At 65.5% G+C, this 20,627-nt stretch carries 21 protein-coding genes; 9 read left to right on the forward strand and 12 right to left on the reverse strand.

The window, feature by feature from the left end:
- Nucleotides 1-3: 3 nt before the first annotated feature.
- The 4 genes from VIM12_RS16920 to VIM12_RS16935 all read left to right on the forward strand — a co-directional run bounded on the left by VIM12_RS16920 (nucleotide 4) and on the right by VIM12_RS16935 (nucleotide 4,091).
- A complete protein-coding gene (locus VIM12_RS16920; RefSeq protein ID WP_331942841.1) occupies nucleotides 4-1,437 on the forward strand; it encodes a peptidylprolyl isomerase in 1,434 nt (477 codons plus the stop codon).
- A gap of 10 nt (nucleotides 1,438-1,447) precedes the next feature.
- Nucleotides 1,448-2,473 carry a 4-hydroxythreonine-4-phosphate dehydrogenase PdxA gene (gene pdxA, locus VIM12_RS16925; RefSeq protein WP_331942842.1) on the forward strand — a complete coding sequence of 342 codons (1,026 nt, stop codon included), beginning with the start codon at nucleotides 1,448-1,450 and terminating at the stop codon, nucleotides 2,471-2,473.
- Nucleotides 2,470-3,237 carry a 16S rRNA (adenine(1518)-N(6)/adenine(1519)-N(6))-dimethyltransferase RsmA gene (gene rsmA, locus VIM12_RS16930; protein ID WP_331942843.1) on the forward strand — a complete coding sequence of 256 codons (768 nt, stop codon included), beginning with the start codon at nucleotides 2,470-2,472 and terminating at the stop codon, nucleotides 3,235-3,237. The genes pdxA and rsmA overlap by 4 nt, the downstream gene beginning before the upstream one ends.
- Nucleotides 3,238-3,950: 713 nt before the next feature.
- Nucleotides 3,951-4,091 carry a hypothetical protein gene (locus VIM12_RS16935; RefSeq protein ID WP_331942844.1) on the forward strand — a complete coding sequence of 47 codons (141 nt, stop codon included), beginning with the start codon at nucleotides 3,951-3,953 and terminating at the stop codon, nucleotides 4,089-4,091.
- A gap of 502 nt (nucleotides 4,092-4,593) precedes the next feature.
- Here the strand turns inward: VIM12_RS16935 and gloA are convergent.
- From gloA to VIM12_RS16995, 12 genes are all read right to left on the reverse strand, one after another.
- Nucleotides 4,594-4,977: a lactoylglutathione lyase gene (gene gloA / locus VIM12_RS16940; RefSeq protein WP_331942845.1), complete on the reverse strand. Its 384-nt coding sequence runs from the start codon at nucleotides 4,975-4,977 to the stop codon at nucleotides 4,594-4,596.
- A 15-nt stretch (nucleotides 4,978-4,992) separates the two neighbouring features.
- Nucleotides 4,993-5,907 (reverse strand): SprT family zinc-dependent metalloprotease, encoded by a 915-nt coding sequence (locus tag VIM12_RS16945; protein ID WP_331942846.1) that lies wholly within the window; start codon nucleotides 5,905-5,907, stop codon nucleotides 4,993-4,995.
- Complete coding sequence (locus VIM12_RS16950) at nucleotides 5,879-6,664, reverse strand: lysophospholipid acyltransferase family protein (RefSeq protein WP_331942847.1); 786 nt, start codon at nucleotides 6,662-6,664, stop codon at nucleotides 5,879-5,881. Before VIM12_RS16950 ends, VIM12_RS16945 begins: the two co-directional genes overlap by 29 nt.
- A gap of 38 nt (nucleotides 6,665-6,702) precedes the next feature.
- Complete coding sequence (gene gmhB, locus VIM12_RS16955; protein WP_331942848.1) at nucleotides 6,703-7,278, reverse strand: D-glycero-beta-D-manno-heptose 1,7-bisphosphate 7-phosphatase; 576 nt, start codon at nucleotides 7,276-7,278, stop codon at nucleotides 6,703-6,705.
- Between the two features lie 11 nt (nucleotides 7,279-7,289).
- Complete coding sequence (glyS, locus tag VIM12_RS16960) at nucleotides 7,290-9,374, reverse strand: glycine--tRNA ligase subunit beta (RefSeq protein WP_331942849.1); 2,085 nt, start codon at nucleotides 9,372-9,374, stop codon at nucleotides 7,290-7,292.
- A gap of 52 nt (nucleotides 9,375-9,426) precedes the next feature.
- Entirely contained in the window at nucleotides 9,427-10,344 is a 918-nt protein-coding gene (glyQ, locus tag VIM12_RS16965) for a glycine--tRNA ligase subunit alpha (RefSeq protein ID WP_331942850.1), read from the reverse strand.
- Nucleotides 10,345-10,408: 64 nt separating this feature from the next.
- The gene (lnt, locus tag VIM12_RS16970) at nucleotides 10,409-12,007 is read right to left on the reverse strand and encodes an apolipoprotein N-acyltransferase (RefSeq protein ID WP_331942851.1); all 1,599 of its coding nucleotides are present in this window, start codon (nucleotides 12,005-12,007) and stop codon (nucleotides 10,409-10,411) included.
- Nucleotides 12,007-12,891, reverse strand: a complete 885-nt coding sequence (locus tag VIM12_RS16975) for an HlyC/CorC family transporter (RefSeq protein ID WP_331942852.1) — start codon at nucleotides 12,889-12,891, stop codon at nucleotides 12,007-12,009. The genes lnt and VIM12_RS16975 overlap by 1 nt, the downstream gene beginning before the upstream one ends.
- Nucleotides 12,892-12,977: 86 nt before the next feature.
- Nucleotides 12,978-13,436: an rRNA maturation RNase YbeY gene (gene ybeY, locus VIM12_RS16980; protein ID WP_331942853.1), complete on the reverse strand. Its 459-nt coding sequence runs from the start codon at nucleotides 13,434-13,436 to the stop codon at nucleotides 12,978-12,980.
- Nucleotides 13,420-14,442: a PhoH family protein gene (locus tag VIM12_RS16985; RefSeq protein WP_331942854.1), complete on the reverse strand. Its 1,023-nt coding sequence runs from the start codon at nucleotides 14,440-14,442 to the stop codon at nucleotides 13,420-13,422. The genes ybeY and VIM12_RS16985 overlap by 17 nt, the downstream gene beginning before the upstream one ends.
- A gap of 26 nt (nucleotides 14,443-14,468) precedes the next feature.
- Complete coding sequence (gene miaB, locus VIM12_RS16990; RefSeq protein ID WP_331942855.1) at nucleotides 14,469-15,809, reverse strand: tRNA (N6-isopentenyl adenosine(37)-C2)-methylthiotransferase MiaB; 1,341 nt, start codon at nucleotides 15,807-15,809, stop codon at nucleotides 14,469-14,471.
- A gap of 2 nt (nucleotides 15,810-15,811) precedes the next feature.
- Nucleotides 15,812-16,183 (reverse strand): hypothetical protein, encoded by a 372-nt coding sequence (locus VIM12_RS16995; protein WP_331942856.1) that lies wholly within the window; start codon nucleotides 16,181-16,183, stop codon nucleotides 15,812-15,814.
- 267 nt (nucleotides 16,184-16,450) lie between these two features.
- On the opposite strand from VIM12_RS16995, the gene VIM12_RS17000 reads away from it, so the two are divergent.
- The 5 genes from VIM12_RS17000 to VIM12_RS17020 are packed head-to-tail and all read left to right on the forward strand — an operon-like array spanning nucleotide 16,451 to nucleotide 20,581.
- Nucleotides 16,451-16,855 carry a CsgE family curli-type amyloid fiber assembly protein gene (locus tag VIM12_RS17000; protein ID WP_331942857.1) on the forward strand — a complete coding sequence of 135 codons (405 nt, stop codon included), beginning with the start codon at nucleotides 16,451-16,453 and terminating at the stop codon, nucleotides 16,853-16,855.
- A 21-nt stretch (nucleotides 16,856-16,876) separates the two neighbouring features.
- Nucleotides 16,877-17,329 carry a curli assembly protein CsgF gene (locus tag VIM12_RS17005; protein WP_331942858.1) on the forward strand — a complete coding sequence of 151 codons (453 nt, stop codon included), beginning with the start codon at nucleotides 16,877-16,879 and terminating at the stop codon, nucleotides 17,327-17,329.
- Nucleotides 17,329-18,228 carry a CsgG/HfaB family protein gene (locus VIM12_RS17010; RefSeq protein WP_331942859.1) on the forward strand — a complete coding sequence of 300 codons (900 nt, stop codon included), beginning with the start codon at nucleotides 17,329-17,331 and terminating at the stop codon, nucleotides 18,226-18,228. Before VIM12_RS17005 ends, VIM12_RS17010 begins: the two co-directional genes overlap by 1 nt.
- A gap of 28 nt (nucleotides 18,229-18,256) precedes the next feature.
- Nucleotides 18,257-18,754: a hypothetical protein gene (locus VIM12_RS17015; RefSeq protein ID WP_331942860.1), complete on the forward strand. Its 498-nt coding sequence runs from the start codon at nucleotides 18,257-18,259 to the stop codon at nucleotides 18,752-18,754.
- Between the two features lie 51 nt (nucleotides 18,755-18,805).
- Entirely contained in the window at nucleotides 18,806-20,581 is a 1,776-nt protein-coding gene (locus VIM12_RS17020) for a hypothetical protein (RefSeq protein ID WP_331942861.1), read from the forward strand.
- The last annotated feature ends 46 nt before the right edge of the window (nucleotides 20,582-20,627 follow it).

The following is a 20,627-nucleotide window of genomic DNA, read 5'->3' on the forward strand; positions in this document are numbered from 1 at the left end:
ATCATGATGAATCTACAGTTTCCGCGACCCGTCAACCGCCGCACCGCCGGCATTGCGTTCGCTGTTGCGCTGACGTGCGCGGGCGCGCTGCCGCAGGCCTGGGCGCAGTACGCACCGGGCATGGCACCCGCGCCGCGACCGGCGCAGGGATTCCAGGCGCCGCAGGCGGGGCAGCAGTCGCAGCGGGTGTATCTCGCCGACGCGATCATCGCCGTGGTCAACAACGAGGTGATCACCCGGCAGGAGCTGTTGGAGCGGCTGCGCACCGTCGAGCGCCGCATGCGCGCCCAGAACATCGCGCTGCCGCCGCAGGGCGATTTCCAGCGCCAGCTGCTGGAACGGATGATCGTCGACCGCGCACAGCTGCAACTCGCCAAGGAATACGGGATTCGTGTCGACGACTCGATGCTGGACCGGGCGGTGGCGCGCATCGCCGAGCAGAACCGGCTGACGATGCCGCAGTTCCGCGCCGAGCTGGAACGGCAGGGGACGCCGTATGCACGCTTTCGCGAGGACATCCGCGAAGAGATCATGATGCAGCGGCTGCGTGAGCGCGAAGTCGACAACAAGATCCAGATCAGCGAGTCCGAGGTCGACAACTATCTGGCCGCGGAGAAGGGCACCACGCCGAACCAGCAGGAGTTCAACGTCTCGCATATTCTGGTGCGCATTCCCGAGAACGCGACGGCCGAGCAGCTTGCCGAGCGCCGGGCGCGGGCCGAGAACGTGCGCCAGCAACTGCAGGCCGGCGGTGACTTCGCCAAGCTGGCCGCCACCTACTCCGACGCCACCGATGCACTCAGCGGCGGTGATCTCGGCTGGCGCACCACGGAGCGCCTGCCTCAGCTGTTCGTCGATACCGTCGGCAACCTGAAGGAAGGGGAGATCTCCCCGGTGATCAAGAGCGCAAGCGCATTCCATATCGTCAAGCTTGCGGGGAAGCGCACCGCAAGCATCATGAAGACGCCTGGCACCGCAGCTGTCCAGCAGACCCGGGTCAGGCATATTCTGATCAAGGTCAACCAGATCGTCACGCCCGACGACGCGCGTCGCAAGCTGATCGACATCAAGCAGCGGCTGGACAACAACGCGGCCAAGTTCGAGGACCTCGCCAAGCTGTTCTCCAATGACTTGTCGGCATCCCGCGGCGGCGAGATCGGCTGGGTCTACCCGGGCGACACCGTGCCTGAATTCGAAAGGGCGATGAACGCCCTCGAGCCGGGTCAAGTGAGCGAGCCGATCGAATCCCCGTTCGGCTACCATCTGATCCAGGTGCTGGAGCGCAAGAAGGATGACGTGTCCGCCGAGCGCCAGCGCCTGATCGCGCGCCAGGCGATCCGGGAACGCAAGCTGGAAGAGGCGACCCAGGAATGGCTGCGCCAGTTGCGCGACCGCGCGTACGTCGAGTACCGCTTCGACACCGCCGACGCCCGATAGGAACATGGCGATGGACAGGCCGACCATGGCCGTGACCTGCGGCGAACCGGCCGGCATCGGTCCGGAGATTTCCCTACGCGCCGCCTGGGAGCTGCGCGGGCAGGTCAACAGCGTGCTGGTCGGCGATGCCGCGCTGCTCGCTTCCGCGGCGTCCGAGATCGATCCCGCGATCCGGCTCGTCGCACTGTCGACCCAGGCCCTGCGCAACAGCGGGCTGCCCCGGCTCCCGCAGAACGCGCTGGCGGTCATCGATTGCCCGCTGTCGGAGCCGGCAGTGGCAGGTCGCCTCGATGCCCGCAACGGACGGGCGGTGCTGCAGACGCTCGATGTCGCGATCGACGGCGCGCTGGACAGGCTATTCGAGGCCGTGGTCACCGCGCCGCTGCAGAAGAGCACGATCAACGACGCCGGCATCCCGTTCACCGGTCACACCGAATACCTTGCCGAGCGCACCGCAACGCCACAGGTGGTGATGATGCTGGCCGGCGGCGACCCGCTGCTGCGGGTGGCGCTGGCGACGACGCACCTGCCGCTGAAGGATGTTGCCGGCGCAATCCGCTTCGACACGCTCTCCCGCACCATCGATATCCTGCAACAGGACCTGCAGAACAAGTTCGGCATTGCGCGGCCCCGCATCCTGGTCACCGGCCTCAATCCGCACGCGGGTGAAGGCGGCTACCTCGGACGCGAGGAAATCGAAGTGATCGCGCCCGCGCTGCAAGCGGCGCAGGCACGCGGTATTGACGTGCGCGGCCCTTACCCGGCCGATACGCTGTTCCAGCCGAAATACCTGGATGATGCCGACTGCGTGCTGGCTATGTTCCACGATCAGGGCTTGCCGGTGCTCAAGCACGCCAGCTTCGGCCGCGGCGTCAACATCACGCTCGGCTTGCCGCTGATCCGCACCTCGGTCGACCATGGCACGGCGCTCGACCTTGCAGCCGCCGGCGTCGGACGCGCCGATCACGGCAGCATGCTGGAAGCGATCAGGGTGGCGGCGCAGATGGCCCGCGCATCCAGGAAAACAACGCCATGAAACACATTCCGCGCAAGCGCTTCGGTCAGAACTTCCTGACGGATGACGGCGTGCTGCACGACATCATCCGCGCCATCGATCCGCGTCCCGAGGACGTGATGGTCGAAATCGGTCCCGGCCTCGCGGCGATGACCCGGCTGCTGCTGGAGTCTTTGCGGCACCTGCATGTGGTCGAACTCGACCGCGACCTGGTTGCGCGACTGAAGAAAGATTTTGATCCCCGGCGGCTGACGGTGCACGAGGGCGATGCGCTGCAGTTCGATTTCGGCGCCATTCCCGTGCCGCCGCAGCAGAAACTGCGCGTCGTGGGCAACCTGCCGTACAACATCTCCAGCCCGCTGCTGTTTCACCTCGCGGAGATGGCGCCGCACGTACAGGACCAGCATTTCATGCTGCAGAAGGAAGTGGTGGAGCGCATGGCCGCGGAGCCGGGCAGCAAGGCCTTTGGCCGCCTGTCGGTGATGCTGCAATGGCGCTATCACATCGAGTTGCTGTTCGTCGTGCCGCCTGCCGCCTTCGACCCGCCGCCCGCGGTCGATTCCGCCATCGTCCGCATGATCCCGCTGGCACAGCCGATGGAGTGTGATGCGGCGAAGCTGGAGGCGGTGGTGGCCAAGGCGTTTTCACAGCGCCGCAAGGTAATCCGCAACTGCCTGGCCGGTATGTTCAGCGAACAGGAGCTTATCGACGCGGGGGTGGATCCGCAGGCACGCCCAGAGGCGGTAGCCGTTGCCGACTTTGTCGCCTTGAGCCGGTTGCGCTGAACTGGGAAGTGGACGTCGTGCCGTTGCCGCTCCCTGGATAGGGATGGGGCGCATGCGCTTGACCGGACTTTCCTGACCGTCCGCCTGCTGAGTCGGATGAGGACGAGCTGGATGAGGACGAGCTGGATGACGATGAACCGGATCGGGTGCGTCCAGGGGGGTGGGGCGGCTGAGCTGCAGCAGAATCGTGTTTCAGCACGTGATACTTATTCTGTCGTTGGATGGATCGCGCTAACGCCGATGGCGAGAGCGGGTGTCCGTTCAGCGGTGGCACGAAGCGTGGCCCATCGCTTTGAGATGTTCCGTCGGACGACGATCCGGCTGACGATGAGCCGGCTGACGATGAGCCGGGGCGAGCGTGCCCGTGGTGTTGCGCCGGCGGGACTCCCGCATGTAGATGTTTCGACAGATGATGCGCATTCTGTCGTTGAAGGGCCGATGATCCCGGTGCCTTCGTAACCCCCGGCGCCGTCAAGTACATGCGGTCCTCCAGCGGTGGCACGAAAGACGGCCGGTCGCTGCCCGAATGGAATTCAATCTGTCCATCACCGGCCGCACCGGCTCGTCCTATCGCTCCTGGGTCCTGGTGCCCCACATGGATTCGTTCGTGCGCGGAGTTGGACCTATAGCCGCTGCTGCTTCCTGTATCCCGAGGCAACGGATGCAAGTGTCCCGGTTTCGCTGAACCGGCAACGTGCATTCCTGAAGTCGTCGTGGTGACATACGATGAACTGGAAGTACGGCTGCCAGGCGAGCGCGAGCGCCCCGACGTTCGCGACAGCGAACGCAATGAATCGGGATGCTTCGGTTCCACCTTCGACGGGGTATCGCTGCCCGGTGATGCCGGGGAGTGATTTCCGTAGCTACCTGTGGTCGAATGCCCTGACCGATCCTGCCGTGCAGCAGGGGAAGAAGCCGCCGTCTTCCTCGGATACGCCGACATCAGCAGCTGATGCTCCCGTAGCACATTGCCGATGCTGGTCTTTTCAGCGAGCGCAACGATTTTCAGAACGTCGTACACGGTGCTGACGCTGCTGCCATCGACGTCCGCAACCTTCTTCAACCTGCCGTCAAACGCGCAATGCAACGCCTTGCGCATGTGGTTGCCCGCATTGAAAAAGCGGGGCGAATGGCCGCGGGTAATCTCGGGATCCCGCGGCTTTTCCTTGTCCGGAGCGCTGCCCTTGGCCCCTTTGTGGTGCAGTTCGTGGGCGACATACGCACCCAGCAGGAAGGATATGACGCCCATTTTGCCCCCATCAATTTGACCGTAACAGCCGCTGTTGATGGGTGGCGGAGGCGCCGGGACGGTTCCGTTCGCGCCGGCATCTCAAAGGGGACGCGGAATTGCGGTGATCATTCCCGCTGGATCAGTTCTATCTTGTAACCGTCCGGATCCTGGACGAATGCGATCACGGTGGTGCCGCCCTTCACAGGGCCGGCTTCCCGCGTGACCAGCCCGCCCTGCGCCTTGACGGCCTCACACGTCTTGTACGCATCCTCCACGGCCAGCGCGATGTGGCCGTAGGCGGTGCCAAGCTCGTACTTGTCGACGCCATAGTTGTAGGTCAGCTCGATCTCCGCCTGGTCCGGGTTGCTGCCGTAGCCGACGAAGGCCAGCGTGTATTTCTGTTCCGGGCGGTCTGTGGTGCGCAGCAGCTTCATGCCGAGCACGCGGGTGTAGAAGTCGATTGAACGCTGCAGGTCGCCGACGCGCAGCATGGTATGGAGGAGTCGCATGGTCAGTTCCGTTTCTCAGAAAACAGGCAGGGTCTCGGGACCGCTGTCGCGCAGAGCGCGGCGGGCGGCCTCGAACTCGGGAAAGATCGATTGCACGGTGGCCCAGAAGCGCGGGCTATGGTTCATCTCGCGCAGGTGGGACAGCTCATGGGCGACCACGTAGTCGATCATCGGCATGCCGAAATGGATCAGGCGCCAGTTCAGGCGGATGCGGCCTTCGGCGGTGCAGGAGCCCCACTGCGTCGTTGCCGACGACAGCGCGAACGATTGATAGGTGACGCCCAGCTTCTCCGCGTAGACAGGCAGCCGCTCGCCAAAGATCCGCTTGGCTTCCAGTTGCAGCCAGCCCTGCACCCGGTCCTTCAACTGCTGTTCGCCGGCATCCGGGGGCAGGCTCACGCACAGGCTCCGCGTCGCGTCGTCGTAGGCGATGCCGCTGGCCTGCGCATGGATGACGCGCAGCGTGATGTCGGCGCCGAGATAGGGCAGAGTGGCGCCGTCGCGCCATTGCATCTGCGGCTGCAGGCGGCGCGCCGAGCGCTCCCGGCGCTCGGTCAGCTTGCTGAATATCCAGCGCTGCTTTTCCCGGATCGCGCTTTCGATCTCGGCCACCGGCACCCAGCGCGGCGCCGTGATGCGCAGGCCTTCGTCGTCGATCAGGAAGCCGATGGTGCGCCGCTTGGAGCGCAGGAGGCGGTATTCCAGCAGGTGCGCGCCGACCTGCACCCGCCGCCGGCGGGTGGTCGCTCCATCCCCGGCGGGAGAGAGCGGCGCGGGAAACAGGGGAGCGGGGTCGGTGGGAGGGGAAGGCGCCCGGGCCGCCGGCGCGGGCTGGTCGACTGCCGGCTGCTGCGCCGGCGCGGGCGAGAAAAAATCGAGTTGCAGCGCGAGCTGCTGCGGGTCAGGCGGAGTCTGGCGTAACAGCTTCAATGGCATTCGGGGCAGGTTCGTTGGTGTAGACGCCGGGACTGGAAATGACCCGCATCTCGGATTCTATCCAATTCTCAACTTCCTGGATCAGGTCGGCGGGCGTGCGACCGGTCGACGGAATCGGCTTGCCGATGGAGACCGTGATCAGGCCCGGCTTCTTGATGAAGGAATTCTTTGGCCAGCACTCGCCGGCATTCATCGCGATCGGGATCACCGGCGTCCCGGTTTCCACCGCCAGGCGTGTCCCGCCGCTCTTGTACTTGCCCTTCGAGCCGACGTAGGAGCGGGTACCCTCGGGGAACATGATCACCCATTGACCGCTGGCGAGGCGCTTGCGACCCTGCTCGACGACCTGCGCGAACGCGTCCTTGGTCTTGCTGCGGTCGATCGGGATCATCCGCAGCAGCGCGATGCCCCAGCCGAAGAACGGGATGTAGGTCAGCTCCTTCTTGAACACGTAGACCAGCGGACGCGGGAACGCATAGAAAAAGAAGATGGTTTCCCAGGCCGACTGGTGCTTGGACAGCAGGATCGCCGGCGCATCGGGCAGGTTCTCCCGCCCCTTGACCTGGTAACGGATGCCGCAGACGGTTTTCGCGGCCCAGATCACGAACTTGTTCCAGTACGCGGTCATGTGATAACGCTGGTTGTACGGCAGCGGGGCGAACAGGAAGCAGAGCGGGGCCCAGATCACGGTGGCCACCAGCATGAGCAGCGCGAACACCAGTGAGCGCAGGAAAAGGACGGGCTTGGACATGGGATCTCCGAAGTGGAATGGGGTGGCGCGGGCGGCGTTCAGGCGGCGGAGGCGCCACCGGCGGCGCCGGGCTCGCGCCGGAGCAGGTGCTCGACAAGCGCGGCAAGGTCCGCGTGCACCGTGGTACCCGGCGGCAGGCCGCCTTTCTCCAGCGTCCTCTCTCCCTTGCCGGTACGGACAAGGTAGGGCGTGCAGCCGCAGACATAGCCGGCCTGCAGGTCGCGCAGGGAATCGCCGACGGTCGGCACGCCCTTCAGGCTGATGTCGAATCGCCGTCCGATTTCCTGCAACATGCCAGGCTTGGGCTTGCGGCAGTCGCAGTTGTCGTCGGCCGCATGCGGGCAGAAGAAGATGGCGTCGATCTCCGCGCCGACCCGTTGCGCCGCATCATGCAGTTTCTGGTGGATGGCGTTGAGCGTGACGATGTTGAACAGCCCGCGCGCGATGCCGGACTGGTTGCTCGCCACCACCACCCGGTAGCCAGCCTGGTTCAGGCGCGCGATCGCTTCAAGCGAACCGGGTATCGGGATCCACTCGGCGGGCGACTTGATGAAGGCGTCCGAGTCGTGGTTGATGACGCCGTCGCGGTCGAGGATGATGAACTTGCTGCTCACGTCGGTCGGTCCTAGGCAGCCAGCTTGGAAATGTCCGCCACCCGGTTCATCATCCCGTGCAGACCGGACAGCAGCGCCAGCCGGTTGTTGCGCAGCTGCGCGTCCTCGGCCATCACCATGACGTCGTTGAAGAAGGCGTCGACGTCGTTGCGCAGGGCGGCCAGGGATTTCAGCGTGCCGCTGAAGTCGCCTCGCGCGAACGCCGCATCGACCTGCGGCTGCAGGCGGGTCATCGCGGAGTACAGGCCCTGTTCGGCCTGTTCCTTCAGCAGCGACTGCTGCACGCCGGTCGTCACGGCTTCGGTCTTCTTCAGGATGTTGGTGATGCGCTTGTTGGCGGCGGCCAGCGACTCGGCTTCCGGCAATGCCGCGAAGGACTTCACTGCGTCAAGGCGCTCGATGATGTTGTCGAGGCAGTCCGGTTGCTGCGCAATCACCGCCTCGACCGCATTCTGCGCATAGCCGCGCTCGCGCAGCAGGCCGCGCAGGCGGTCGTAAATGAATTCGGTCAGTTCCGCGCTGCTTTGCTTGAAGTTGGGATTGTCGGCAAACAGCTGCGCGGCGTCGCCCAGCAGTGTGCGCAGCGACAGCGGCAGCCGCTTTTCGACAAGCATGCGCAGCACGCCCAGCGCATGGCGGCGCAGCGCGAACGGATCCTTGTCACCGGTCGGCTGCAGGCCGATGCCCCAGATGCCGACCAGCGTCTCGAGCTTGTCGGCCAGTGCGACGGCGGTGCCGGTCGCGGTTGACGGGAGGGCGTCGCCGGCAAAGCGCGGCTGATAATGCTCGGACGCCGCAAGCGCCACTTCTTCCGGTTCACCGTCATGGCGCGCGTAGTAGGTGCCCATGATGCCCTGCAGCTCGGGGAACTCGCCCACCATGTCGGTCAGCAGGTCGGCCTTGGCAAGCTGGGCGCCGCGGCGTGCAAGCGCGACGTCGCTGCCGAGCGCCGCGGCGATGCCGGCGGCCAGCGCCATCACGCGTTCGGTCCGCTGCGCCTGCGTGCCCAGCTTGTTGTGGTACACGACGCTGGCCAGCCCGGGCAGGCGGTCGGCAAGGCTGCGCTTCTTGTCCTGCTCGAAGAAGAACTTGGCGTCCGACAGCCGCGGACGCACGACGCGCTCGTTGCCGCCGATGATGTGCTGCGGGTCAGCGGTCTCGAGGTTGGACACGATGAGGAAGCGCGAGCGCAGGCGGCCGCCGGCATCGGTGAGCGCAAAATACTTCTGGTTGGTCTGCATCGTCAGGATCAGGCATTCCTGCGGCACGGCGAGGAAGGTCTCCTCGAAATTGCATGCGTACACGACCGGCCATTCGACCAGGGCCGCCACTTCGTCCAGCAGCGCCTCCGGCATCAGCACCTTGTCGTCGCCCGCCGTGTCGAGCAGGGCGGCGCGAATGCGCTCCTTGCGGTCCGACGCCGAGGCGACGACCTTGCCCTGCGCCTCCAGCGTGCGGGCATAGGCGGCGGGTTCGGCGATCGTGATCTCGCCCTGCGACAGGAAGCGGTGGCCGAGGGTGACGCGACCGGCCTGCAGGCCGAGAATCGCGACCGGCACGACATCGTCGCCATGCAATGCAATAAGCCGGTGCGCGGGACGCACGAACTGCACGGTGTCGCCGTCAGGGCGCTGGTAGCTCATCACCTTGGGGATCGGCAGCTTGCCGACCGTTTCCTCCAGCGCTGCCTGCAGGCCGTTCTGCAGGCCGGTGCCCGGTGCGGTGTAGGTGTAGAAGAAGCTTTCCGCCTTGCCGTCGACTGCCCGTTCGAGATCGGCCGGGGTCAGGTCGGGAAAGCCGAGTGCGGCGAGCTTCTTGGCCAGCGGGGCGGTCGGCCGGCCCTCCTTGTCGAGCGCAACCGACACCGGCAGCACTTTTTCACGGATCGACTTGTCGGGCGAAACGGCGCGTACGCCGGTAATGGTCACCGCGAGGCGGCGCGGCGTTGCATAGGCAGTGGCGGCGGCATCGCCCTCGAGGAAATCGCGCGCCTTCAGGCCATTGAAGATGCCGGCGGCAAATGCGTCGCCCAACCGTGCCAGCGCCTTCGGCGGCAGTTCTTCGGTAAGCAGTTCGACTAACAGTGTCTGGTTCATGTTTTTTTCATCCCGGCAGCGCCGGTTACGTGCATGGCTGTTGGATGGACGTTCAGGCGGCCTGACGGGGTGCCGCGTCACCGCACATCGGGAAGCCGAGCTTTTCGCGCGATTCGTAGTAGGCCTGGGCGACGGCGCGCGACAGGTTGCGGATGCGGCCGATATAGGCGGCGCGTTCGGTTACCGAGATGGCACCGCGGGCATCCAGCAGGTTGAAGGTATGCGCGGCCTTCAGGATCATTTCATAGGCGGGCAGCGCCAGCGGCACTTCCATCAGGCGCTTTGCTTCGGCTTCGTAATTGCCGAACAGGGAGAACAGGAATTCGGTGTTCGAGTGCTCGAAGTTGTAGGTCGATTGCTCTACCTCGTTCTGGTGGAACACGTCGCCGTAGGTCAGGCGGCGGCTCACGCCGTTTTCTTCCCATTCGGTCCAGACCAGGTCGTAGACGTTCTCGACGCCCTGCAGGTACATCGCCAGGCGCTCGATGCCGTAGGTGATCTCGCCCAGCACCGGCTTGCAATCGATGCCGCCGACCTGCTGGAAATACGTGAACTGGGTGACCTCCATGCCGTTCAGCCAGACTTCCCATCCAAGGCCCCAGGCGCCGAGCGTCGGGTTCTCCCAGTCGTCCTCGACGAAGCGCACGTCATTCTGCTTCAGGTCCAGGCCCAGCGCCTGCAGCGAGCCGAGGTAGAGGTCGAGGATGTTTTCCGGGGCCGGCTTCAGCACCACCTGATACTGGTAGTAGTGCTGCATGCGGTTCGGGTTCTCGCCGTAGCGGCCATCCTTGGGACGGCGCGAGGGCTGCACGTAGGCTGCGCGCCACGGCTCCGGTCCGATCGCGCGCAGGAAGGTGGCGGTATGCGAGGTGCCGGCGCCGACTTCCATGTCGTAGGGCTGGAGCAGTGCGCATCCTTGCGCGTCCCAATACTCCTGCAGCGTGAGTATGACTTGTTGAAATGTGAGCATCGTGTATGGACCGCCGGCGCGAACACGCCGCCGACTCTGGAGGGTTTGGCTGAAACAACAGATTTTAACGGCTTTTCGTTGCGCCCGGCGCGTTCCGGCGACCCGCAATCCAGGCCAGCGCAAGCAGCGCAAGCGCGGCGGCGACGGCCGCGGCGTTGCCGATGCGCGTGTAGGGCGTCAGGCCACCGTAGCCCTGGACGGTGGCGGCGAGCGTACCGCGGGTGAATGGCGCGAGCTGTGCCTGCACCCGGCCATCGGCCCCGACCACCGCGGTGGCGCCGGTGTTGGTCGCCCGCAGCATGGGGCGGCCGGTCTCCAGGGCGCGCATGCGCGAGATCTGCAGGTGCTGCGGCACGGCGATCGAGTCGCCGAACCAGGCGATGTTGGAGACGTTGAGCAGGATGGTTGCCTGCGGCATCCCACCCGCCGCCAGCTGCGCCGCGATCTCCTCCCCGAACAGGTCCTCGTAGCAGACGTTCGGCAGTATCCACTGGTCCCGCACCTGAAAAGGTGGCTGCAGCGCCGCGCCCCGGCGGAAGTCGCCGAGCGGTATGCGCATCATCTCGACGAACCAGCGCGCGCCCGGCGGAATGAACTCGCCGAAGGGTACCAGGTGATGCTTGTCGTAGCGGTAGGGGACGCCGCCCTGCGGGCCGAAGCCGAGCACGCTGTTGGCATACTGGCCGGGCCCGTCGCTGACCGGGATGCCGAGCGCAAGATGGCTGCCGGTGCGGCGCAACGCGTCCTGCAGCATCGGCAGATAGTCCGGAGGCAATTGCGTCGTCAGCAGGGGGATGGCGGTTTCCGGGGTGGCGATCAGGTCCGCCGGCTGCGCGGTCACCATCTCGAAATAGAGCGCCAGGCCTGCCTGGATCTGCTCGGGCGCGAATTTCATCTCCTGCGGCACGTTCCCCTGCAGCAGGCGCACCGATACCGGCGCGCCGTGCGGCTCGGTCCAGGCGACACCCTTGAGGGCGACGCCGCCGCCGAGCAGCAGCAGCGCCGCCAACGCCGGCATCCGTTGCCGCGGCAGCAGCGCGATGCTGCCTGCGACCAGCGCCGACAGGAGCGCCAGGCCATACACGCCGACCAGCGGCGCATAGCCGGCGAGCGGCCCATCGCTGTGTGCATAGCCGGAGCCGAGCCAGGGGAAGCCGGTGAGGAACCAGCCGCGCGACCATTCAGCGAGGGTCCAGCAGGCCGGCAGGATCAGCAGGGCGGCGACGGAGCGCGTCGCACCGAGCCGGCCCGCCAGGGCGCGCGCCGCGCCCAATCCGAGCGCGGCGAAGCTGCCGCCCATCAGGAGCGCGAGCAGGCCGACGGCAAGGACGGCCATCCAGGCGGGCAGTCCGCCGTGGAAATGCATGCTGATGTAGAGCCAGTGCACGCCGGCGGCGAGCCAGCCGAAGCCGTACGCCGCGCCGATCAGTGCCGCGCTGCGCCACCCGCTGCTGCCGAGGACCAGCAGGAAGACGAGTGCGAGCGTGGCGATCTGCAGCGGCCACCAGCCGAAGGGAGCGAAGGCAAACACGTTCAGCGCGCCCGCCGCCAGCCCCAGCAGCGGCGCGACGCGCGTCAGCGCCGCCGGCCCGGCAGCGGCAGCGGCCTGCGCGCTTGCGCCGGCGCGCGTGGGGCGTGATCCCGCGTCGCTTTCGCCCTGCATCAGGACACGGCGGCGAGCGGCTGACCGGGAAGCCGTTCCACGATCAGGACATGGATCTGGCGCGCGTCGGCGCGCAGGACTTCGAAGCGCATGCCGTCGATCTCGACCACGTCGCCCTTGCGCGGCACGCGGCCCATGCGATGCGCGACCAGGCCGCCAATGGTGTCGACGTCGTCGTCGGACAAGGCAGTGCCGAGCGTCTCGTTGAACTGGTCGATTTCGGTCAGCGCCTTGATGCGCCAGCGCATCGCCCCGGCGCCGTCCTGGATCGGCAGGATGTTGTTCGCTTCCTCGTCGTAATCGTATTCATCCTCGATCTCGCCGACGATCTGCTCCAGCACGTCCTCGATCGTGACCAGGCCGGACACCGCGCCATACTCGTCGACGACCAGGGCCATGTGGTTGCGGTTGGCGCGGAAGTCGCGCAGCAGCACGTTGAGGTGTTTCGACTCGGGGATGAAGACCGGCGGGCGCAGCATCTCGCGCACCGAGAAGCTTTCCTGCGCATAGTAGCGCAGGAGGTCCTTCGCGAGCAGGATGCCCACCACCTGGTCGCGGTCGCCGTCGACGGCCGGGAAGCGGGAGTGGGCGGTGGACAGCACCAGCGGCATCCACTCCTCGATGGGCTTGCTGATGTCGATCACATCCATTTGGGCGCGCGGCACCATGATGTCGCGCGCACTGAGGTCGGATACCTGGAACACGCCTTCGATCATCGACAGCGCATCCGCGTCCAGCAGCTTGCGCTCATGCGCGTCATGCAGGATATCGAGCAGTTGCGCGCGACTTTCTGGTTCAGGGGAGATGAGTGCGGTCAGGCGTTCAAGCAGGGACCGGTGGGGTTTGGTGTCAGGGAGTTTGGCACCACTAGGGTGATCTTGCATATGGCGGGGAGCCGTAATTGAACAGGAATATAGGATACAACAAATGCCGCGGCGGACTCAAAGCCGGCGGCCCGAATTGCAAAACGTCAAGTCGTGGCGTAGGGATTGGGCTCGCCGAGGCTCGCCAGGATGTCAATCTCCAGCTGTTCCATTTCGGCCGCCTCCTCGTCCGTCTCGTGGTCGTAGCCCTGCGCGTGCAGCACGCCATGCACCACCAGATGGGCCGCGTGCGCCTGCACCGGCTTGCCCTGCTCGGCGGCTTCGCGCTGCAGCACGTCGGTGCAGAGGATGATGTCGGCGCAGGTGACCTCGCTGTCCTCGTCCTCGGTATAGGCGAAGGTCAGCACGTTGGTCGCGTAATCCTTCTGCCGGTACTCGCGGTTGAGCATCCGGCCCTCCTCGGCGTCGACCAAGCGTATCGTCAGCTCCGCCGGTGCGAACAGCGCAGCTTGCACCCAGCGGCGCAGGCTGGCCCGGGACAGCACCTCCTTGAGGCGGGTATCCGGATACTGGATTGCCAGCGTCAGCTTATTTTTTTGCGACATTGCGGATGGCGGCGCTTTTCGGGGTGGCGGCGTCATAGGCGTCGACGATGCGGGCCACGAGCGGATGACGCACGACGTCGGCACTGGTGAAACGGGTGAACGCGATGCCGCGCACGTCCTTCAGGACGTTGACGGCATCGACGAGGCCGCTTTTCTGGGTGCGCTGGAGGTCGATCTGCGTCACGTCGCCGGTGACGACCGCCTTGCTGCCGAAGCCGATGCGCGTCAGGAACATCTTCATCTGTTCCGGCGTGGTGTTCTGCGCCTCGTCGAGAATGATGAACGCATGGTTGAGCGTCCGCCCGCGCATGTACGCCAGCGGCGCGATCTCGATCACCTGCTTCTCGAACATCTTCTGCGTACGGTCGAAACCGAGCAGGTCGTACAGCGCGTCGTAGAGCGGGCGCAGGTAGGGATCCACCTTCTGCGTGAGGTCGCCCGGCAGGAAGCCCAGCCGCTCGCCGGCCTCCACCGCCGGCCGGGTCAGCACGATGCGCTTGATCGCGTCGCGCTCCAGCGCATCCACCGCGCAGGCCACTGCAAGATAGGTCTTGCCGGTACCGGCCGGGCCGACGCCAAAGGTCACGTCATGTTCGAGGATGGCCTTGATGTAGTCGTTCTGGTGCGGCGTCCGTCCACGCAGGTCCGACCGCTTGGTCTTCAGTGCCGGCATCGTCGGCTGGGGCGGCGGCTCCTCGCCGGCGGCCGTGGTCGCCGGCTTGTCGCCTTCATCTGCCGCGCGCTGCTCGACGAGCGCCAGCTGCACGTCCTCGACCGAGATCGGGTTGTCCGCAGCCTGGTAGAAAGCCTCCAGCAATGCGATGGCACGCGAGGCGTTGCTGCCGCTGACGATGAATTTCTCGCCACGGCGGAAGATGGTGACGTCGAGGCCGGCCGAAATCTGGCGCAGGTTCTCGTCCATGGGACCGCACAGGTGCGCAAGGCGCTTGTTGTCGAGCGGCTCCGGAGTGAAATGTTGTGGCTGGGCGGGAATTTTATTTTTCAAGATGGCGTGGTCGATGTCGCTGAGATTCACCGGGTGATAACAAGTTCGCCACGCAGGGAGTTGGCATTGGCCTTGACAATACTTACGTCAATGAACTTGCCCACCAGGCTTGCGCCGTCCGGCCCGCCGTCGAAGTTGACCACCCGGTTGTTCTCGGTGCGGCCCTGCAGTTCGTCGGCATTCTTTTTCGAGGGGCCTTCCACCAGGATGCGCTGCACGCTGCCGACCATCGCCTCGCCGATCCGACGCGCGTTCGCCTCGATTGCCGCCTGAAAACGCTGCAGTCTTGCAAGCTTGACCTCGTGCGGCGTGTCGTCCTGCAGGCTGGCGGCAGGCGTGCCGGGCCTCGGGCTGAAGATGAAACTGAAACTGGCGTCGAAGCCGACGTCCTCGACCAGTTTCATCAGTGCCGCGAAGTCGGCGTCGGTCTCGCCGGGAAAGCCGATGATGAAGTCGCTCGACACGGAGATATCGGGGCGAACCTCGCGCAACCGGCGGATCACCGACTTGTATTCGAGCGCGGTGTAGCCGCGCTTCATCGCCATCAGGATGCGGTCCGAGCCGTGCTGCGCCGGCAGGTAGAGATGGTTGACCAGCTTCGGTACCTTGGCATAGGTATCGATCAGCCGCTGAGTGAATTCCTTGGGATGGCTGGTCACGAAACGGATGCGTTCGATGCCCGGGATTTCCGCGACATATTCGATCAGCAGCGCGAAGTCCGCGATCTCCCCGTCGGCCATCGCACCACGGTAGGCATTCACGTTCTGACCCAGCAGCGTGATTTCCTTCACGCCCTGATCGGCAAGGCCGGCGACTTCGGTCAGCACATCCTCGAAGCGGCGCGAGACTTCCTCGCCGCGCGTGTAAGGCACGACGCAGTAGCTGCAGTACTTGCTGCAACCTTCCATGATCGAGACGAAAGCGGTCGCACCCTCCACCCGCGCTGGCGGCAGGTGGTCGAACTTCTCGATCTCGGGAAAGGAGATGTCGACCTGGGCGCGCCCGGAGTTCCGGCGTTCGCGGATGAGTTCCGGCAGGCGGTGCAGCGTCTGCGGCCCGAACACCACGTCGACGTACGGTGCACGCTTGACGATCGCTTCGCCTTCCTGGGAGGCGACGCAGCCGCCGACCCCGATCACCAGGTCGGGACGGGCCTGCTTCAGCTCGCGCAGCCTGCCGAGGTCGGAAAACACCTTCTCCTGCGCCTTTTCGCGTACGGAGCAGGTGTTGAGCAGGATGACGTCCGCTTCTTCCGGCGTCTCTGCCTTTGTCAGTCCTTCGGCGGCATTGAGCACATCGGCCATCTTGTCCGAGTCGTACTCGTTCATCTGGCAGCCAAAGGTCTTGATGAAAACTTTCTTCTGCATGTTCAACGGAGGTTCGTGTTCGTCTGTTGCCGGAGCGGCTGCCGCGCTTCTTCGGGCGTCAACATCCAGACGCGGTCGATCGCGCCATCCGCATCCTCGGTGTAGTTCACCGGCACGCCGCGAACGTCGATCGACGCCGGCAGCTGGATCAGGTTGTCCTCGTTCCAGATCCGCGCGCCGGGGGCGAGTTGCCGCTGCCTTCCTTCGATCACGATCTGCGGGTGCGGCGCCGAACTCATGGTGCCGCGCTTTGCCACCGGTGGAAACGGGCGGTCCGCGGCGAGCGCGGGAAGCAGAAATTGTGCTGCGAGGAAAAGAAAAAGGAGGGGGCGGTGCCGCATCTGTAACCCCATTTCATCGTAAAAGTGCCGCATTTCCCATGAACGCGACTGGAAAAACCCACTACCGGGGTCCGGCCGAATTATAGCACCTGCCCCCTGGGCGCCCTTTCGTCAACGGCGTGGACAGCCGGTTCTTGAAGGGAATGGAACTGCCATTGTTCCTGAACCACACAAGCTGACTTCGCCGAAGCACGACAAAAAAGAAAATAAAAAGTTCAATTGGCTAATTGACAATTGTCATTTCAACCATCAAGATCGCCGTCATTGACTTATCAATTTTGTAACAAAAAGGACGACCGCATGACACCGAAGCGTCTGTCGGCAATGACATTTCTGATGACGATACTGGCCTGGCCAGCCATTCCGGCTATCGCCCAGGACGCCATTCCAGGCGTCGTCGTCAACCAGACGGTCACCGTCGCCGGCCAGGAATTCTTCCAGCACTTTGTCGCTGCCTGGCGCGAGCGCCCGCTTGCGGAGCGATTCGCGATTTCGGTGACCGAGCGACCGTCGGCCAGGTGGGGCAGCCAGGTCTGGGTTGAATTTGCCCAGCGCCGGGTGTTCCACACGCACTTGCCCGCCGGACGATCTGGCCTCCGGCCGCTGGGAGAACGCGCCGCGGAGATCGCTTTCCAGCGCGTCGCGGATACCGAAGTCGAGCGGTTGCTGTTCCGCGAGCCCGACCTCGGCGCGGACGAGCTCTGAAACCAGGGAGACAAGAAGACCATGTGCAAGACGATCCCGGCGGTTACGACCGCCTTCCTGTGCGGGCTGCTGGCGCAAGCCCTGGTTGCGGCTCCGGCGGCCTCCGCGACCGAACTGGTGTACGTCCCCGTCAATCCGTCCTTCGGCGGCAGTCCGTTGAACGGCGCCGTACTGCTGAACGCGGCGCAGGCCCAGAACAAGCACACCGAACCGAAATCCTCGCAGCCGGGTGGCCCCGGGCAGCAGACGCCGCTGCAGCAATTCAACGAGATCCTCGAGCGTGCGGTGCTCAACCGCCTGGTCTCGGCGGCGACCACCAGCGTGATGGGCGCGGATGGCAAGCTGAAGGAAGGCGTTGTCAATACGGGCAATTTCACGATCGAGATCACCGATCTCGGCGGCGGCATGCTGATGGTGAAGACGACCGACAAGGTCACCGGCGCCGCAACTTCTTTCCAGGTGGGGGCCCAGTGATGCGCGCACACCAGTTCATCCGACGTGGGATCCTGCTGCTGCTGCCCATGGTGCTCGGCGCCTGTGCCACGATGCAGGAGCCGGCCGGTCCGGCGGACAACGCGCAGCTCACGGCGCCAACCGGGATTACGCGCGACCTGCTGGCGATGCCGGCGCCGAAGGGGCGGGTAGTGGCCGCCGTCTACGGTTTCCGCGACCAGACGGGGCAGTACAAGCCCAGTCCGGACAGTTCGTTCTCCACGCTGGTCACCCAGGGCGCTGCGTCGATGCTGGTCAAGGCGCTGAAGGACTCGGGGTGGTTTATGCCGGTCGAGCGGGAAAACCTGCAGAACCTGCTCACCGAACGGAAGATCGTGCGCGCGCTGGAGACGCCACAGGACAAGGCGGTGGTGAACCTGCCCGCGCTGGTGCCTGCCACGATCCTGATCGAAGGCGGCATCGTCGCCTACGAGACCAATGTGAAGACCGGGGGCGCCGGCGCCCGATACCTGGGCATCGGCGTCAAGAACCAGTACCGGGTCGACCAGGTAACCGTCAGCCTGCGGACCGTGGACACCCGCAGCGGCCAGATCCTCAACAGCGTCTCCACCACCAAGACGATCTACTCCTACGAGCTGTCGACGGGCGTGTTCCGCTTCGTGAATTTCAAGGAACTGCTGGAACTGGAAGGCGGGTATACCCGCAACGAGCCGTCCCAGCTCTGCGTGCAAGAGGCCATCGAGGCCGCCGTGGCCCACCTGATCGTGCAGGGGCTGAAGGACAGGGTATGGGCGTTGCGGGACGAAGCCGACTGGCACTCGCCGGTCCTGCAGGCCTATCTTCGCCAGAGCGAGGCATACCTGGGCCAGGGCGGACAGGTCGCCGAGCCTGCCGCCCCTGCGCCCGCCCCGGGCAGCTGAATCCCCATCCATCCCAGAGGAACTCACCGTGAACCTTCCATCTCTGCCGCGCGCCGCAGTGCGCGTCGTCGCATCACTGCTGGCCGGCGCCTTCGTTCCGGCCGCCGCCGGAGACCTGGCACTGCAACCGGAGCTGGGCCCTTCCGAGCTGAGCGTGGCGACGCACGGCCACCGGGTGCGTGTCGGCCAGGCCGGCGACCTCAACACCGCATCCATCGGTCAGCACGGCGACCGCCACGCGCTGGCGCTCCGGCAGCAGGGCCATGCGAACCAGATCGACGCGGTCCAGCAGGGTACGCGCAATCTCGCCGCGATCCAGCAATCGGGGAGCGCCAACGAGATTTCGCTGAACCAGTCGGGCCGCGACAACCGCGCCGACATCGGCCAGGTCGGCACGGCGCTGCAGGCTTCGGTCGAGCAGGCCGGCAATTCCAATTCGGTCATCGTCAGGCAGGCGCCGCACAGCCCTGACCTGCAATTGCGCCAGCACGGCAATGGCCTTACCGCAAAGGTGATCCAGTACTAGGGGCGCTAGATCACGCCGGACTTTTTTGCCCCTGTCATCAAGGAGAATGAATTGAAAATCCGTTTGACCGCACTCGCGCTCGGCATCAGCCTTGCGTACTCCGCATCGCCCGTGTTCGCACAGGCGACCATCTCGTCCACCGGCACCGCCAATGACGCCTACATCGAGCAGGACGCGTCGTCCGGCGCCAGCGCCGGCATCACCCAGAACGGCAACGGCAATATCGCCGGCACACCGGCCGGCGGCCCCGGCGATCCCGCTGCCATCCCCGGCATCCTGCAGCGCGACAGCAGCGATGTGACCGCCACCATCAACCAGACCGGCAATGCCAACACAGCCGGACTGGCGCAGGTCGATGCGACCGACAGCGCCGCCGCCGTCGCGCAGACCGGCGCCGGCAACCAGGCCGGCGGTTTCCAGACCGGCGAAAACCAGAACGCCTCAGTGACGCAGACCGGTTCGGCCAACAAGGCGGTGTTCGCCCAGAGCGGCTCCAACCATACCGCGACCGTCAACACCCTCGGCTCCACCAATGGCAGCGTCAACATCCTGCAGGCCGGCGGCGGCGTCGCGGGCAACAGCGCCAACGTGCTGCAGAACACGGTCACCGACCAGCAGGCATCGGTGGTCCAGGTCGGCAATGCGCTGAACGCGTCGGTCACGCAGAATGACGGTGCCCGCAACGGCAACGCCGTGGTCGGTCAGGCCGGTACCGGCCATTCGGCCAACGTGACCCAGTCCAACACCTGGTTCAGCACCGCTATCGTCGGTCAGGCCGGCCTGTCCAACGCCGCCACGGTCACGCAAGGTCCGTTGGCCGACTCGAGCAGCGCCAACGTGCTCCAGACCGGTGAAAGCAATACCGCCACCGTCTCGCAAAGCGGCGCCAGCAACTACCCGGGCGGTAACGTTTCGCAGGGCAGCTTCGTCGCCAGCGTGAACCAGCTCTTCGGCAGCGGCAACACCGCCAGCGTGTCGCAGGCCAACGGCTACCAGAGCAGCGCCCTGGTCAACCAGAACGACACCCGCAACCAGCAGGCATCCGTGGTCCAGACCGGCGACCAGCACAGCGCCGTCGTCAATCAGGGCAACGGCAGCCGCGAAGGCAGCGCCAGCGTGCAGCAGGCGGGCAACGGCAGCACCGCCAATATCCTGCAGACCAATACCTGGTACACCACCGCCTCCGTGCAACAGGGCGGCTCGCTGCATCAGGCGAACATCACGCAGGGGCCGCTCGCCGATTACAGTGCGGCGAGCGTGAACCAGTCGGGCAGCAGCCAGCTGGCCAACATCCAGCAAAGCGGCGGCTCGGTGTCCAACGGCAGCCTGATCAAGGGGTTGTACCAGGCAAACGTGGTCCAGGCGGGCAACGACAACAACGCGGGCATCACCCAGGCCAACGGCTACGGCGACGCCGCGCTGATCAACCAGAACGGCAGCTTCCAGGTCGCGATGGTGAACCAGGAAACCGGCACCAGCAGCAGCGCCACCATCAACCAGGGCGGCAGCTGGAACCTGGCCACCATCGGTCAGACCAGCGCCGCCAATTCCGCCGCCACCATCAACCAGAACGGCGGCAACAACGAGGCGCTGATCACCCAGCATGACGGCAGCGCCCTGACGGCGACGATCGGCCAGTCCGGCAACTGGAACTACGCCGACGTGACCCAGACCGGCAGCGGCAGCCTGGCTACTGTCTCGCAGTTCGGCGACGGTGCGAGCCACGCGGCGCGCAACACCGCAGCCATTCTGCAGACGGGCAGCGATCATGTCGCTTCGATCACCCAGTCCGGGAACAGCAACCGTGCAGCGGTCTGGCAGCACTAAGCAGCAGGTGGTAGCGGCGTGACACGGGCGGACGCTGCGGCGTCCG

Source organism: Noviherbaspirillum sp. (assembly GCF_036563305.1).
In the GTDB taxonomy this organism is placed as follows: domain Bacteria; phylum Pseudomonadota; class Gammaproteobacteria; order Burkholderiales; family Burkholderiaceae_D; genus Noviherbaspirillum.